Source organism: Paenibacillus sp. FSL L8-0158 (assembly GCF_038592965.1).
In the GTDB taxonomy this organism is placed as follows: Bacteria; Bacillota; Bacilli; order Paenibacillales; family Paenibacillaceae; genus Paenibacillus; species Paenibacillus polymyxa_D.
Window position 1 is genome coordinate 909,205 of the sequence record NZ_CP151949.1, and the last position, 14,306, is coordinate 923,510.

Here is a 14,306-nt window from a genome sequence, read left to right on the forward strand (position 1 = left end):
TTCTTCTGACACTTTTTTCTTTGACAAAAGTATACTTATCCTATAGGATTAAAAATACAAAACTGACTGACTGATCAATCGGGGGGAGGAAACCCATGCAGCCACGGAAGGCGAAGCAGTCCGAGACCGTCTCAAATGACCAACCTGCTGAGCACGCGGGAGAAGAAACAGACCGCAGAACACAGCTTCTTCACATTGCATTGAAGCGGTTCGCCGAGCAGGGTTACCACCAAACGAAGATTTCAGATATCGTGGTAGAGGCGGGAGTAGCCCAAGGCACGTTTTATTGGCATTTTAAAAGCAAAGAGGCATTGGCGCTGGAGATTATCGCCACCGGTCGTGAACAACTACTGTCAGCGATTGGACAGGGATATCGCCGTGATGCGGGAACGTTGGATGATATGGTTAGGGCTTCGGAAGCGCTATTTGTTCGATTATTTGATTTTGCATTGGAGAACCGCTATCTGATGGGGTTGCTGCTGATCGGCAGTGGTGTCGATGAACCGGTGCGCCAGAGTATCCGAGAGACAAGGGCTGCGATGGAACTGGCATTTCGGCGCAATATGGAAAGAGCGATCGAGCTGAACATGTTGCCTGCTGAATTGGATGTGGAATTAAGGGCGGCACTACTCATGAGCATGATCGAAGGTGTCATTACACGCTGGCTATTCGGTTCAGAGGGAACACATGACCACATCGCGCAGATAACTGCTAAAAGATTGGCAGAAGAAGCGGCTAATTTTGAATTTTACGGATTATTAGGTCAAAGCTAGAGGGTCAACATCGCATATATGAACTCAATCATTTACATCCAGACAGGAGAGAAGGATACATGAAAACACGTAAAAAAGGGTTCTTGGTAACTACACTTATGGCTCTGGCATTGTTCAGCCTTGTGCTGAGCGCTTGCGGTACTAAGCCAGAAGCTTCTAATAGTAGCAATGGAGCGGGTAGCAGTAATGTGGCAGCAAGTAACCAGCTCGAAGCAATCAAAAAGGCTGGTGTAATGAAGGTAGGCATGATGGGCACCTATCCGCCGTACAATTTCTTGAACGATAACAAGGAATTGGACGGATTTGATGTGGATATTGCCAAAGAATTGGCGAAGCGGATTGGAGTGAAACCGGAGTTCACGGCACAAGAATTCTCGGGACTGGTTCCAAGTTTGCAAAAGAAAAAATTCGATGCAGTGATTAGCCAGGTGACGATTACAGAGGATCGTAAGAAGGCCATTGACTTCACAGAGCCTTATATCACAAACAATGTAAACATTATCGTAAACAGCAAAACAAATGATATTACCAAGCTGGAGGACTTTAAAGGCAAAACCATTGGTGTCGGCCTGGGAACGAATGATGAATCTTATCTGCGGAATGAAGTACTGCCGAAGGTAGGCGATTTTGAGATTAAAACGTATGATGATGTGATTACCTCATTGAAGGATTTAAACTCTGGTCGCATTGACGCAACTATTAACAATCTATATGCCCTCAAGCCCATTATCGATAAAAACGGGTTCCAGATTAAAGCGGTAGGCGAACCAATTAAATCGGACCAAGCGGGTGTAGCCATTAACCAGAAAACTCCTGAGCTCAAAGAAGCCTTGAACAAGGCTTTGAAGGAAATGAAGGAAGACGGCACTTACAAAACAATTTTCAAAAAATGGTTTGGCGAGGAGCCAAAAGAATAACGTAAGCCTGTTAGAGGCGTCTGGCTCCAGTCTTGGCTTTTATGCTGACATGGGGCCACTCGTCTGAAAGAAGGGAATATAACCGATGCTTGAATTAATGTGGGAGAACGTCCCTTTTTTATTAAAGGGCGCTTATTATACGCTATATATTACGATTGTCTCTATGTTTTTTGGCCTAATCATTGGTTTGATTGTTGCGGTGGCCCGGTTGAAGGGGAATCGCCCCGTTCGATGGCTGGCGCGCATGTATGTATCGATCATCCGGGGGACGCCGGTTTTGGTGCAGATTGCGGTCATTTATTATGGACTGGATGATTATGGAATATCATTCGGATCGCTGACGGCTGCTTGTCTAGCACTTAGTATTAATACAGGGGCGTACTTGTCGGAGACGTTCCGTGGAGCTATTTTAGCCGTACCCCAGGGACAGACTGAGGCAGCTTATGCGACGGGAATGTCGCCCGGTCAAACGATGTGGCGTATTATTCTTCCTCAGGCGGTACGCATTGCAATTGCACCGATGGGGAATACATTTGTGGGTATGCTTAAAGAAACATCGCTGGTGTCGGTTATCGGGGTCAGTGAATTGATGCGACAGGCACAGCTTTTACAGGCACAGTATTTGCTCTACATGCCGTTTCTGCTCGAAATTGGCCTGATGTACTGGATTATGAGCATTGGATTCTCCGCTATACTGGAGCGGGTGGAAAAGCGTCTGGCTCGAGCTTATTAAGGTGGAGATGATAGATGATGATAACAACTAACGGATTAGGTAAACGATTCGGACAGGTAGAGGTTCTGAGAAGCATTGATTTTCAGGTTGCCGCTCGTGAAATCGTCGTATTACTCGGCCCGAGCGGCTCAGGTAAAAGTACCTTGCTGCGCTGCCTGAACGGTCTGGAAGAGCTGTCTTCCGGCAAGTTTGAGGTGAATGGGATTGAGGTCGATGCTACAGCTCCCGTTCGTGTCCGCCAAGCAGCCATTCGTGATATTCGCAAACAGACGGGGATGGTGTTCCAGCAATTCAATCTGTATCCGCACAAAACCGCCATCGGCAATGTCATTGAAGGACTGCTGACAGTAAAAAAAATGCCGCGTGACAAGGCTATGTCCATCGGACAACGGTTGTTGGAGCGGGTGGGGTTATCGGACAAGCAGGATGTACATCCTTCACGTCTGTCGGGTGGACAGCAGCAACGGGTAGCCATTGCGCGTGCGCTGGCGATGGACCCGGCGATTATGCTGTTCGACGAGCCGACATCGGCGCTTGATCCCGAGCTGGTAGGGGAAGTGCTGGGGGTTATGCGAGAATTGGCTCAAGACGGGATGACGATGATCGTGGTTACCCATGAGATGAAATTTGCTCGCGAGGTGGCGGACAAGGTCGTATTTATGGCAGATGGTATCATTTTGGAGGAGGCAGCGCCACAGGCGTTTTTTGACACTCCCCAGCATGAGAGAACACAGAAATTTTTGCGTCAAATTAGTGAATTTTAAAATACGATCGAGGATGAATCATAGATTATTAAAATGGAAAGAAGGCCTTTGAACATGAAAGTATCTACAACTTGGCACGGCAAACGCGCGTTTACTTCGGAGGGACCATCCGGTTATTCGGTAGGGATGGATGCTACGGCGGCTTATGGCGGTGATGGTAAAGGAATGACACCCATGGAACTGCTGTTGGCAGGTCTGGCAGGATGTATGGGTATCGATATCACAATGATTTTGGATCGTTTCTTGTCAGACATTACCCGCATTGATATTGACGCAGAAGGTACGCGCAAGGAAGAAATGCCGACAGGCTTTACAGAGATTGATCTGACATTCCACGTAGATGGAGATATTCCGGATTACCGCGTATGGAAAGCGATTCAGATGGGTAAGGAAAAATATTGTGCCGTATCCGATTCCTTAAAAGCGGAAATTCGGATGCACCTCATATTGAATGGAACCGAAGTACCCTATCCAGCATAAGTGTCGAAGGATAGTGAAAGAGAGTCAGCCTGTGTTATGTACAGGAGGCTCTCTTTTTTATGTTATTTGAAAATATGACACGTAATGAAACTTTTTGTACTGTATTTTGGTTTAAAATAGAAATTGAAATATAAAAATGGGAAAACAAACCTATGTATGAAATGCATACAGGGGGAGGTTATAGTGAAACGAAAGCGCCTTATCATAATAGCAACTATTGTGGCTACAGTGCTCATCGTTATGGGTGTGGCAACAGGATTACTATCTTTCATGCAGAATCAAGTGGCTAATCCTCCAAATACTATCTGGCCCACAACGGCGATTGTGGCCGAGGTTAAGGGTGAAACGAAGGAACAGGATGCTGCTCAGTGTTTACTTCATTTTGTGGAGGAGAATGCAGAAAAGGTTTCGATTACGATTCTGAGAGATGGAAAAAAGCTGGCAGGCCAAGAGGAGAACCGGATGATGCCTTTGGCGAGCACCGTTAAAACGATCATTGCGATTGAATATGCCAAGCAAGCGGCGGTGGGTCAGATTAACCCGGATAAGAGAGTGAAGCTGATTTCGCTGGAAAGGTTTTATTTGCCGGGTTTGGATGGTGGTGCTCATGCGGCGTGGCTACAGGATATGGAAGCTAAAGGGCGGATACAGAATGAAACTGTATCTGTACGTGACGTCGCTAGGGGAATGATTCAATTCAGTTCCAACGCCAATGCGGAGTATTTAATGGACAGACTGGGGTTGGAAGCGATCAATCGGACGAGAGCAAACTTGGGTTTGCGAAATCATGATCCCATTTATCCTTTTGTATCCTCTATTCTGATTCCTTACGAACGTATGAAGGAGAGCCAAGGTGAGAATTGGAATAATACAAAGAATAATATCTCTGCCAAAGAAGCCATCCAAGCGATGTCTGACACGGAGTTTCGCCGATATGCCCGTGTGATTCATAACAAGCTGCGCCGTGATGTGAGTGGTTCTTACAAAAGAAACGCAGATATTAAGACCTGGTATGATCAGGATTATGACCGTATCAATACGGATCGTTTTATAGCTTCAACGACAGCCGATTATGCCTTTTTAATGAGTAAGCTGAACCGCCGTCAAGGGTTCACTAAAGTTGAGCAAAAGTTATTGTCCGAGGTCATGGAGAAACCACTTATGGTTCTTCCTGAAAACCAGCAATTTCTGAAACATACTGGGCAAAAGGGTGGCTCAACTGCTTACGTTTTGACACTGGCAATGTATGCGACAGATAAGGAAGGGCATTTGACAGAGCTAGCTGTGTTTTTTAACGATTTGGATCCTAGCACAAATGCCAACTTTCCTGAAATGATAAATGATTTTAAAAAGAGATTACTACATGATGAATCGTTTAGAAAAGAAATTAATTGGCGTATCGGTGTACAGGTGAGGAGGTAGCGCAGCTAACGCTACGGTATAATGCAGCGTTTAGCTGCGATGCGCAACTCCTTATCCTCATCCTATCCGCTACCTTTCTGTTTGCGTTCCCGCAGCAATAGATACAAAAAATATGGCGCGCCAATGACGGCTGTCACGATGCCAGCGGGAATTTCGAGCGGCGGCTTCAAACCCCGCCCGAGCGCGTCGGCGAGGACGAGAATCAGCGCGCCGATCATCGCCGAGCCGGGCAATAGATAGCGGTGGCGATTGCCAAACAACCGCCGTGCCAGATGCGGGGCCAGCAGTCCGATAAATCCGATGGAACCGATGGCAGCGACACAGGAGGCAGCCAAGGCGACTGACACGGCTAGCAGTCCTGTACGCACACGCTTCACGCTAAGTCCCAGCCCAGCAGAGCTTTCCTCATCTAGGCTCATAATATCCAGCTTGCGCTGTAGTGCATAGGCGAGAGGCAGTAACACGATTAACCACGGCAGTAGCCCATACACTTCATCCCAGCCTTTGCCCCACAGACTTCCAGCTAGCCAAGTGAGCGTGTCGCTGGCTTCGAGTGGATACTTGACCAGTATATAGTCGGTCGCAGCCTGAAAAATAGCGCCCACCGCCAGTCCGGTCAAGGCTAGCATATTGGGACGCATGCCTCCCTTCATCGAAAGCTGTACGAGCAACAGTGCAGCTAGCCCGGCACCGACAAAGGCGGCTACTGGCAACAGCGCCACTGGGGATGAGGGCAGCAATACGATGACGAGAACCGCCGCAAAGCCTGCCCCCTTGGATACACCTACCACATCTGGCGAGGCTAGCGGGTTGCGGATCATACCTTGCAGCAGAACACCGGCTACTGCCAGCCCAGCTCCGGCCATGATGGCCAGCAGGCCGCGCGGCAGCCGATAATGGTGAACGATGAACCAGGAAGAGGCATTCCGGTCAGCCAGAGCCGTGATCAGCTCGGAGGGCGTAATGTAGGTGCTGCCCACGCCTATAGCTATAAAAGCACCACCCAGCATTAGTGCGAGTAAAATCCACAGTTTCTTCATCGTGAAGCCCTCCCGTTCTTATGCGCCAGGTATAAAAAGAAGGGCGCACCCACCAGCGCGGTTACAATACCAACGGGCGATTCATAAGGAAATGCAATAAATCGTCCAAGCACGTCTGCATATGTCAGCAGAAGACCTCCGCAGATTGCAGATAGGGGGATGACCCGTCTGTAATTGTCGCCTGTAAACATCTTGATGATATTCGGCACCATCAGGCCCACAAAGCCGATGGATCCGGCTACCGCTATGGCAGAGCCTGCCAGCATAATCACTGAGGCCGAGGCCAGTAGGCGGACAAGACGTACGTTTTGTCCCAATCCCTGTGCGACCTCCGTACCGAGACTCAGCACAGATAGCGATGGGGCTAGCGCCAGTGCAAGAATCATACCCACGGCAAACCATGGTAGCACCAGGCGCGTATCGGCCCATGTGGACCCGTCGATGGCTCCGGCGAGCCAATACAGCACATCAGATATTTGCTCGTTGAACACGAGCAGTCCCTGGGTGATGGAGGCCAGCAGCAGATGCACGGCCATCCCGGCAAGGGCGAGCTTGACCGGCGTCATGCCCGCCGTTCCGGCCAGCACATATACAAAGGAGCCGCCTGCGATGGCCCCGGCAAAAGCAAAATAAATGCTGCCGGACGATCCGATATTCGGCAGCAGCACGACGGACAGCACGACAGCCAGCGAAGCGCCTGAGCTGACCCCGAATACCTGCGGCGAAGCCAGCGGGTTGCGTGTGATGGCCTGCATCAGGGCTCCAGCCACGGCAAGCCCGGCCCCGACGATTAGGCCAATAACGGCACGCGGTAGGCGTACCGTCAAGACAATGAGCTGATCCTTGGACGGATGCTCGGTGAACAGCGCAGTCAGCATGGTGGGGATGTCCATCCTGACCGGGCCAATCGCCACGCTGAGTAGCAATCCAGCCAGCAACGCAGCGATAAGTGCAAAGAAGACCGGCTTATTCAGCCGGTCGCGTGAGGCTTGTCCGATCAATGGGAGCCTTCTCCTTTACTTTGCGCGGGATACAGAAGCGAAATGGCTTGCTCCAGTATTTTCTCGGCGGAGCCGAGTCCACGGTACCGGGTCCATAGTGCCCGGTTCACTTCGTAAACTTCCCCTTTTTTGACGGCCGTAATGTTTTGCCAAAGCGGGTTTTGCTTCCATTCCGCAATCAGCTTCTCGTCGGCTTCCACCAAAAAGATCACATCAGGATCCGCTTGTGCAATCTGTTCAAGCGTAAGCTTGACGGTAGGCTCGCTTGTATTTTGAAGGGCGTTGTGGATACCCGCTTGCTCCAGCAGTTGTCCATCAAAGGATGAAGCGCCGTGAGCCGATAGTGAATCAGAGCGGAATACCCCTAGCAATACGCTGCGTGGCTCGCCCGCTTGGATGCCTTCTTTCAACTTTTTCATGGTAGCTTTATGCGCCGCGAGAATTTGCTCGCCTTTTTCCTTCTCACCCAATGCATCGGCGATGACACCGAAGGATGCCAGGTTTTGCTCATAGGAGGAATTGCGGCTCTTTAGAACAATGGTCGGAGCAATCTCACTTAGTTCTTTGTATATGCTTTTATGACGATTCAGATCGGCAATAATCAAATCCGGCTTCAAGGAGCTGATCGTTTCCAGGTTGGGCTGTTTGCGCGTGCCTACTGGTGTGAAGTCGATTTTCTTGCCGAGCAGCCCATCAATATCATCGTCATTTTCCTGAGCTATGCCGACAGGTGTTACGCCCAGTTGGGTTGTAGCATCGACAAAAGAGAATTCCAAGGTTACGATCCTTTTGGGTGTACCCGTAACTTTGGTTTCTCCCATCTCATGTTTAATCATTCGAGTGTCGCCTGTTGCTTGAGGTGCTGCTGTGCTGTTATCTTGGGACTGACTTCCACATCCCGCCATAATGACCGTCAGTAGTGCCAGGATCACTGCAAGCAGCATGCCTGTGCGCAATGGTTGTTTCGGTGTTGCCATATATTATCCCCCGTTCCAAGTGTGCTTATCAGAGAAACTGATAATCATTATCAATCAACTAACTGTTGATCATTCTAGCAATCGGGAAGGAGGACGTAAATAATGTGGTCATTTAAACCATTTTGATCGATTAGGTGAATTAAATTCATTAAAATTACGAATGGGAGGAGGGGGAAGTACCAGGACATCAGAGATGGAGGGTTTATGCATCTCCCCGCTGTCGACGATAGATACGCTCCGGTCTGCCAACGGTTCCGTACACCTGATCGTGGTGCGCATCGCCACTTTCCACTAAGTACTCCAGATACCTTCTGGCTGTAGAACGGCTCATACCCAGCTCAATTCCCACTGTACCTGTAGTCACCTCGCCCCGTCGATTCAGGAGATCTAGCACTTTGTCGCAAGTCACTTTATCGATGCCTTTGGCCCATAGTTCTCCGACTCCTGCCATCCGACCGGTGCCCGCGCTTTGAAGCAAACTGTCAATTTCTGATTGTTCCACCGTGGATTGTTCCTCTTGCCATGTTGTGACTTGTCGCCGAAACCGGGCGTATTCCTTCAAGGTAGCACGCAATCTCTCAAATACAAGCGGCTTCACGATAAAATCAAACACGCCTGCACGAACGGCTTGTACCACTGTTTCAGCTTCTTTGGCGGCAGTCAGCATAACAACATCTGTACCCGGATAGTGTTGCTTGATGAACGAAAGCAGGGTTAGACCATCCGTATCAGGAAAATAAACATCCAGTACGACTAGAGGAGGACGTAGCACGTCCAGTTGAAGTTTTGCCTCAAATTCGTTCGTCGCGATTGCACATACGGTGAATCCGTCCACCTTTTCAATAAATCGGCGGTTAATCTCCGCAATTCGCGGATCATCTTCAATAATAAGAACCTCAATGTCCGATAAAACCCGCTCATTCATGGGCATAATCTCCTTTTGCATCATTACTCGTATCTGTCCTATGTAAAGGAATGTATACCTCAAAAATACTTCCACCACCAGGCCGTTCGTGTACTTCTATAGAGCCGCCCATTCGTTCAGTGTACTCCTGCACAAGAGCAAGGCCATATCCATGTCCTGCTTCTGCTTTGGTCGAAGCTCCTCTGACAAACAGCTTTTCTTGGATATCGTCAGAAATTCCCGATCCGTTATCCGCAACTTCGACGATGATGGCTTCAGTCGTTTCTTCAAGCCGGAACCAGACCTGTCCGTCAGAGATGGAGGACATCGCAACAGCTTCCATGGCATTATCCAGCAGGTTTCCGGCTATGGAAGCGAGAAAGGACCACTCCAACGTAGGAGACTGGGTTGAGAATGCTCCTTTAATATCAGAATGGAGTAAAATCCCCTTTTCTAGCGCCTGTTTCTTCTTGCCGATCAGTAGGCTGGCGATGATTGAATCGGGCAGGAGAGCAGTGGCAATCGGCCTGTGTACACGATATTCCTCTGATTCCTGGGTGATAAAGTCCACCGCTTCGTCATAACACTCCAACTGAATCAGGCCGGATATGAGATACAGCCGATTGGCGTATTCGTGTGTTTGTGATCGCAGCACTTCCGCATAATCTTTGACCTCTGTCAACTGTTGTGTCATGTGAAGCAGTTCGGTCTTGTCACGCAGACTGGCAACTGTGCCCATAATGCGGCCGGATCGATCCTGGATCGGCACACGGCTGACGACTACAGTTCGCTGCTGGACCTCAATTTCCTCGTTCCATATGAGCTGTCCCTGATCTGGCCCCATCGTTGAATGCCCTACTGTGTAATCGGCAACAAGCATATCAGCCAGTATATCCGGGACACCCGTCAAGTGACGAAGGTCGCATCCGTATATAGAGGTTTCCGGGGGGAGTCCGATCAAACGAGCCGCCTGCGGATTGGCAAGTGTGATTTGTCCGTGGCTATTAACTGCGATAATCCCTTCGCCGATGGACTCAATAATGGCCTGCTTTTCCTGGTACAACCGTCCGATCTCCACTGGCTCCAGTCCATGCAATGCGCTTCGTACCCGTTGCGCTATAACCAGGCTTCCCAATATGCCGATCATCAGCGCGCCCACCATTAACCAGAGCCATGCATATGTGTATGTACGAATATTTTGCTGCACATCTGTCATTAAAAAACCTACAGAGACGAGCCCGATGGCCTTACCTTGCTGATCATAAACGGCAGTTTTGGCGCGTAGTGACGGTCCAAGAGAGCCCGTCGATTCAGTGATCAAGGACTGCCCTTGCAGTACCTTATCATTCATGGGGTCTTTCATAGGCGTGCCGATGCGCTCCGGGTTTACATGCCACTGCCGGATGAGATGACGATCAGCTATAGTAATAAAATCAGCTCCGCTGCTGGCTTGGACGGGCTTTATGGCCTCGTTGATACGCGAACGCAATTGCGCCGTCTCGGTCCGCTCCAGAGCGTCTCTGACCTGCGCATCTACGGCAAGGGTATTGGCGACGGTTAGCGCTCTTTTTCCGATTTCATCATATAGAGCGGAGGTGATCATATATCGAAAGGATAATCCCAACAGCCCGGTAACTACCAGTACTAACAGGGATAAGAATACCATTAGTTTTGTCTGAAAACGCACATGCCTTCACCGCCGTTAAACAAAATATAGGAGGAACGGATCAGCCGATGATCTCCTCCATACGATCCATTTTACTGTATTACAGAAACGCCCGCACTTTTATTCTATTGAAAGAATGGTCTATAATAGAAATAGTTACATAATACGAGGAGGAACATAATATGATTATTATTCATGCCGATATGAAAGTTTTACCTGAGAAAAGAGAAACTTTTCTGCAACAAACCCAAGGGCTGATCAGCGCATCCCAAGCTGAAGAAGGCAATGTACGTTACACGTTAATGCAGGATCTGAATGATCCCAACGCATTTACGATGGTTGAAGAGTGGAAAGATGCTGCTGCTGTAGATTTCCATAATAATTCTGCCCATTTCCAGGCATTTGTTGCCGCGGCTAAAGAATTGTTGGCTGCTCCGCTTCAAGTGAATGCTTTTCAGGATGCAACTAAACTGTAATCATCCCGTTGGATAATTCATAATCAGGAACAGGAGGAATAGACATGGGGAACATTGCGGATACAACTGTACTGAATAACGGAGTTCACATGCCTTGGCTTGGTTTTGGTACTTACAAGGCGGAAGGCAATGAGGTCTACGAAGCGGTCAAAACAGCTATTGAGGTTGGTTATCGTCACATTGATACAGCGGCGATCTACGGCAACGAGGAACTGGTTGGACAAGCCATTCGTGATAGTGGGGCGGCTAGAGAAAATCTGTTTGTAACCACCAAGCTATGGAATCAGGATCAGGGCTACGATTCAACTCTACGTGCCTTTGAGGAAAGTCGTAAGCGGCTGGGTCTGGATATCATTGATCTGTATCTCATTCATTGGCCTGGTAAGGATAAGTACAAGGAAACCTGGAAGGCATTCGAACGACTGTATGAAGAAGGAAGCGTACGCGCTATCGGAGTTAGTAACTTCCAAGTTCACCATCTCGAAGACCTCCTCAAAGACAGCAATATGGTTCCTGTCATTAACCAAGTGGAGCTTCACCCACGTCTGACGCAGCAAGAGCTTCATCAATACTGCCGGGAGCACCAGATTCAGCTTGAATCGTGGAGCCCGCTAATGAAGGGGAAATTAACCGAGCAAGCGGACATCGTTGAGATTGCTGCTAAATACGGTAAAACCTCTTCGCAGGTCATTTTGCGTTGGCATCTGGATCGGGGGATTGTGACGATTCCCAAATCTGTAACCGCGCATCGTATTCGTGAAAATGCTGATTTATTCGATTTTGCATTGACGGCTGAGGATATTGAACGAATCAATGGTCTTCATCTTGATGAGCGTGTTGGCACGCATCCCGATAAGCTGTTGTTTTAAATAAATATTCAAATGTATAAAGAACCTCCTATTCTACGTTTATCGTGGATTGGGAGGTTCCTTTTTTATGTTCACGTTTGGCTTTGTCTGCTTACTGGTTTAGCTTACGATACAACAAGAAAGAATAGATTATGGGAGAGATAACGGATATGATCAGCCCGGTGAGAAAAATGACCGTCCCCGTCACTCCATCGACCCATGCCGCCACCAAAGCTGAAGCACCGCCGAGCATCATCATAGGTCCACCGAAACGGTGTGTTTTACGCCATACCTCCGGGTTGGACAGAGTCCACGGCGTGCGGATACCGAAGGTATAGTTCGGCTGTACCTGAGTCATATAATTCCCCATCACCATCAGCATCAGGCCTATTAACCCTAAAATTATAGCATTCATTTGCAGTCGTATATTCAGGTTATACAGCAGCATTCCCCAACCGGCTATAGCGAGAATGAGCGAAGTGCCTACACGCGTAACCTCATAGGCTTTAGCAAATTTCTCGAAATTTGCTCTGTTGGGGTCCATGTGGCGTGCCAATCGAATGACCAGCGGGACTAGTCCCAACAACACGAGCATGATAATAGAACCACTTTTGCTCGTATACCCGTCTGCTGTATTGTTAAAGTTAATATGCGAGACTAGAACATTGGGAAGCCGGTCGTACAGCAGTATAGCGCCTATGGCGGGTGATAAGGCAATCAAAGTTGTCAAAACATCCGTCAAGCTCCAAGGTGTTCGAAATTTCATTCAGATTCCTCCCCATCCTTAATATGATTCACATTTTTCCTGGCAGGGGTATCGGAGTGGGCTATACTGAACATCCAACCGATGACATCCGCCACAACCGTTGTATGCAGGGTGTATATAATGTTTTGCCCCTGTCGTTCATCCAGCACCAGCCCAGCCTGCTTTAGGATATTGAGATGGTGGGAGATGCTGGGTTTGCTAATTTGAAAATGTTCAGCTACTTCGCCTGCGCTCATGCTTTTTTCCTTTAAAAGCTGCAAGATTGTACGCCGGGTCGGATCAGCCAAAGCTTTGAAGGCATCGTTCAAAATACATTTCCTCCTTTAGATATTTAGATAATATTCTAAATATCTAACACCATAGTAAAATACAGCTATACTACATGTCAATGGAACAAGACATCATTTTAGAAAAAATTAACGAGGTCAATTATGTTTGTATAAAGTAGTGAAATGGGCTATAATCAATTTATACAAAAATAAGATTCTTAATTTAAAGTTAATTAGAGGAGGGAATAGATATGAAACACGTCTTTCGTAAAGGAAATGATCCGCAAGCCCCGGTTATTTTGCTGTTGCATGGTACAGGCGGGAATGAACAAGACCTAATACCTTTGGCTGAGATGGTAGCACCGGGAGCTTCTGTGTTAGGCGTAAGAGGAAATGTGCTGGAAAATGGGATGCCACGTTTCTTTCGCCGTTTGGCAGAAGGCGTGTTCGATATTGAGGATCTTGTATTCCGTACCAAGGAGCTGAGCGAATTCGTGGATTCAGCTGCGGAGCAATACGATTTTGACCGTAACAACGTTGTGGCTCTTGGCTATTCCAATGGAGCAAACATAGCGGCCAGCATGCTCTTTCACGATGCAAAAGCGCTGCGTGGAGCTATTCTGCATCATGCGATGGTGCCGCTGCGTGGGCTGAATTTGCCTGATTTAAACGGTATCCCTGTATTTCTGTCTTCCGGTGAAAATGACCCGATCGTTCCGGTTACGGAATCCCGTGAGCTGCAAGCTTTACTGGAAGGTGCTGGTGCGCAGGTGAATGCGTATTGGGAACGCAATGGTCATCAATTGACCCGTACAGAAGCTGCCGCCGCAGGCCAATGGTTTGGAAAGCATTTTAATGTATAAAATAACTCGATAACGATCAAGCTACGGTTTAGCGCTCCCGTGAGCGATTCTATATTAGGAGGCGTCAAACCAATGGCAAAACCGGATAATCGAGCCGATAATGTTGAACATTTGCAACAAAGTATTCAGAATACACTGCAGAACCTGCATGAAGCTGAAGGATATCTAAACGAATTTTCCTCTGAAATCAGCAACGAGGAACGTCAGCAGATCGAAGAAAAAAATAATCGTCGTAAAGAAAGTATTAGATCATTTCGCGAAGAAGTGAAGGACGAAGCAGCTCATTCCCAAGAGTAGTAAAAATAGAGAGGCCCAACTTCGAGTTTTAATTCGGGTGGGGCCTCTTTTTTATGCAAAAATCATCATAACCGCATTCAATTCATTTGCCCCCTATAATGCAGTGGAGA

Annotated in this window: 17 protein-coding genes; 10 read left to right on the top strand and 7 right to left on the bottom strand. The window is 48.2% G+C overall.

Annotated elements, in window-relative coordinates; translation table 11 throughout:
- Positions 1 to 95 precede the first annotated feature (95 nt).
- The 6 genes from NSQ68_RS04065 (at position 96) to NSQ68_RS04090 (ending at position 5,089) form a co-directional block, all read left to right on the top strand.
- Positions 96 to 773 carry a TetR family transcriptional regulator gene (locus NSQ68_RS04065; RefSeq protein WP_342428043.1) on the top strand — a complete coding sequence of 226 codons (678 nt, stop codon included), beginning with the start codon at positions 96 to 98 and terminating at the stop codon, positions 771 to 773.
- A 59-nt stretch (positions 774 to 832) separates the two neighbouring features.
- Positions 833 to 1,690 (top strand): transporter substrate-binding domain-containing protein, encoded by an 858-nt coding sequence (locus NSQ68_RS04070; protein WP_307354029.1) that lies wholly within the window; start codon positions 833 to 835, stop codon positions 1,688 to 1,690.
- 85 nt (positions 1,691 to 1,775) lie between these two features.
- Positions 1,776 to 2,423, top strand: a complete 648-nt coding sequence (locus NSQ68_RS04075; protein ID WP_039272371.1) for an amino acid ABC transporter permease — start codon at positions 1,776 to 1,778, stop codon at positions 2,421 to 2,423.
- A gap of 14 nt (positions 2,424 to 2,437) precedes the next feature.
- The gene (locus NSQ68_RS04080) at positions 2,438 to 3,187 is read left to right on the top strand and encodes an amino acid ABC transporter ATP-binding protein (RefSeq protein WP_342428044.1); all 750 of its coding nucleotides are present in this window, start codon (positions 2,438 to 2,440) and stop codon (positions 3,185 to 3,187) included.
- A 54-nt stretch (positions 3,188 to 3,241) separates the two neighbouring features.
- Positions 3,242 to 3,667 (top strand): OsmC family protein, encoded by a 426-nt coding sequence (locus NSQ68_RS04085; protein WP_342428045.1) that lies wholly within the window; start codon positions 3,242 to 3,244, stop codon positions 3,665 to 3,667.
- Positions 3,668 to 3,850: 183 nt separating this feature from the next.
- Entirely contained in the window at positions 3,851 to 5,089 is a 1,239-nt protein-coding gene (locus NSQ68_RS04090) for a serine hydrolase (RefSeq protein WP_342428046.1), read from the top strand.
- 62 nt (positions 5,090 to 5,151) lie between these two features.
- On the opposite strand, the gene NSQ68_RS04095 is transcribed toward NSQ68_RS04090, so the two are convergent.
- From NSQ68_RS04095 to NSQ68_RS04115, 5 genes are all read right to left on the bottom strand, one after another.
- On the bottom strand, positions 5,152 to 6,129 hold the full coding sequence (locus NSQ68_RS04095; RefSeq protein WP_342428047.1) for an iron chelate uptake ABC transporter family permease subunit: 978 nt from the start codon (positions 6,127 to 6,129) through the stop codon (positions 5,152 to 5,154).
- Positions 6,126 to 7,130, bottom strand: a complete 1,005-nt coding sequence (locus tag NSQ68_RS04100; protein ID WP_342428048.1) for an iron ABC transporter permease — start codon at positions 7,128 to 7,130, stop codon at positions 6,126 to 6,128. The genes NSQ68_RS04095 and NSQ68_RS04100 overlap by 4 nt, the downstream gene beginning before the upstream one ends.
- Positions 7,127 to 8,107: a helical backbone metal receptor gene (locus tag NSQ68_RS04105; protein WP_342428050.1), complete on the bottom strand. Its 981-nt coding sequence runs from the start codon at positions 8,105 to 8,107 to the stop codon at positions 7,127 to 7,129. Before NSQ68_RS04105 ends, NSQ68_RS04100 begins: the two co-directional genes overlap by 4 nt.
- A gap of 202 nt (positions 8,108 to 8,309) precedes the next feature.
- Entirely contained in the window at positions 8,310 to 9,032 is a 723-nt protein-coding gene (locus tag NSQ68_RS04110) for a response regulator (RefSeq protein ID WP_307354023.1), read from the bottom strand.
- Positions 9,025 to 10,698 carry a sensor histidine kinase gene (locus tag NSQ68_RS04115; protein WP_342428051.1) on the bottom strand — a complete coding sequence of 558 codons (1,674 nt, stop codon included), beginning with the start codon at positions 10,696 to 10,698 and terminating at the stop codon, positions 9,025 to 9,027. The genes NSQ68_RS04110 and NSQ68_RS04115 overlap by 8 nt, the downstream gene beginning before the upstream one ends.
- Positions 10,699 to 10,859: 161 nt before the next feature.
- Between NSQ68_RS04115 and NSQ68_RS04120 the strand changes: the two genes are divergently transcribed.
- Together NSQ68_RS04120 and NSQ68_RS04125 are read left to right on the top strand one after the other, a co-directional pair.
- Positions 10,860 to 11,153, top strand: coding sequence for a putative quinol monooxygenase (locus tag NSQ68_RS04120; protein WP_013308817.1), 294 nt, complete (start codon positions 10,860 to 10,862; stop codon positions 11,151 to 11,153).
- Positions 11,154 to 11,197: 44 nt separating this feature from the next.
- Positions 11,198 to 12,022: an aldo/keto reductase gene (locus tag NSQ68_RS04125; protein WP_307354021.1), complete on the top strand. Its 825-nt coding sequence runs from the start codon at positions 11,198 to 11,200 to the stop codon at positions 12,020 to 12,022.
- A 91-nt stretch (positions 12,023 to 12,113) separates the two neighbouring features.
- On the opposite strand, the gene NSQ68_RS04130 is transcribed toward NSQ68_RS04125, so the two are convergent.
- Both NSQ68_RS04130 and NSQ68_RS04135 read right to left on the bottom strand, forming a co-directional pair.
- The gene (locus NSQ68_RS04130; protein ID WP_342428052.1) at positions 12,114 to 12,767 is read right to left on the bottom strand and encodes an SdpI family protein; all 654 of its coding nucleotides are present in this window, start codon (positions 12,765 to 12,767) and stop codon (positions 12,114 to 12,116) included.
- Positions 12,764 to 13,075: an autorepressor SdpR family transcription factor gene (locus tag NSQ68_RS04135; RefSeq protein WP_029517140.1), complete on the bottom strand. Its 312-nt coding sequence runs from the start codon at positions 13,073 to 13,075 to the stop codon at positions 12,764 to 12,766. The genes NSQ68_RS04130 and NSQ68_RS04135 overlap by 4 nt, the downstream gene beginning before the upstream one ends.
- Positions 13,076 to 13,287: 212 nt before the next feature.
- Here NSQ68_RS04135 and NSQ68_RS04140 point away from each other — a divergent pair, with 212 nt between their 5' ends.
- Together NSQ68_RS04140 and tlp are read left to right on the top strand one after the other, a co-directional pair.
- Positions 13,288 to 13,899: an alpha/beta hydrolase gene (locus NSQ68_RS04140; protein ID WP_342428053.1), complete on the top strand. Its 612-nt coding sequence runs from the start codon at positions 13,288 to 13,290 to the stop codon at positions 13,897 to 13,899.
- 72 nt (positions 13,900 to 13,971) lie between these two features.
- Positions 13,972 to 14,196 carry a small acid-soluble spore protein Tlp gene (gene tlp / locus NSQ68_RS04145; RefSeq protein WP_342428054.1) on the top strand — a complete coding sequence of 75 codons (225 nt, stop codon included), beginning with the start codon at positions 13,972 to 13,974 and terminating at the stop codon, positions 14,194 to 14,196.
- The last annotated feature ends 110 nt before the right edge of the window (positions 14,197 to 14,306 follow it).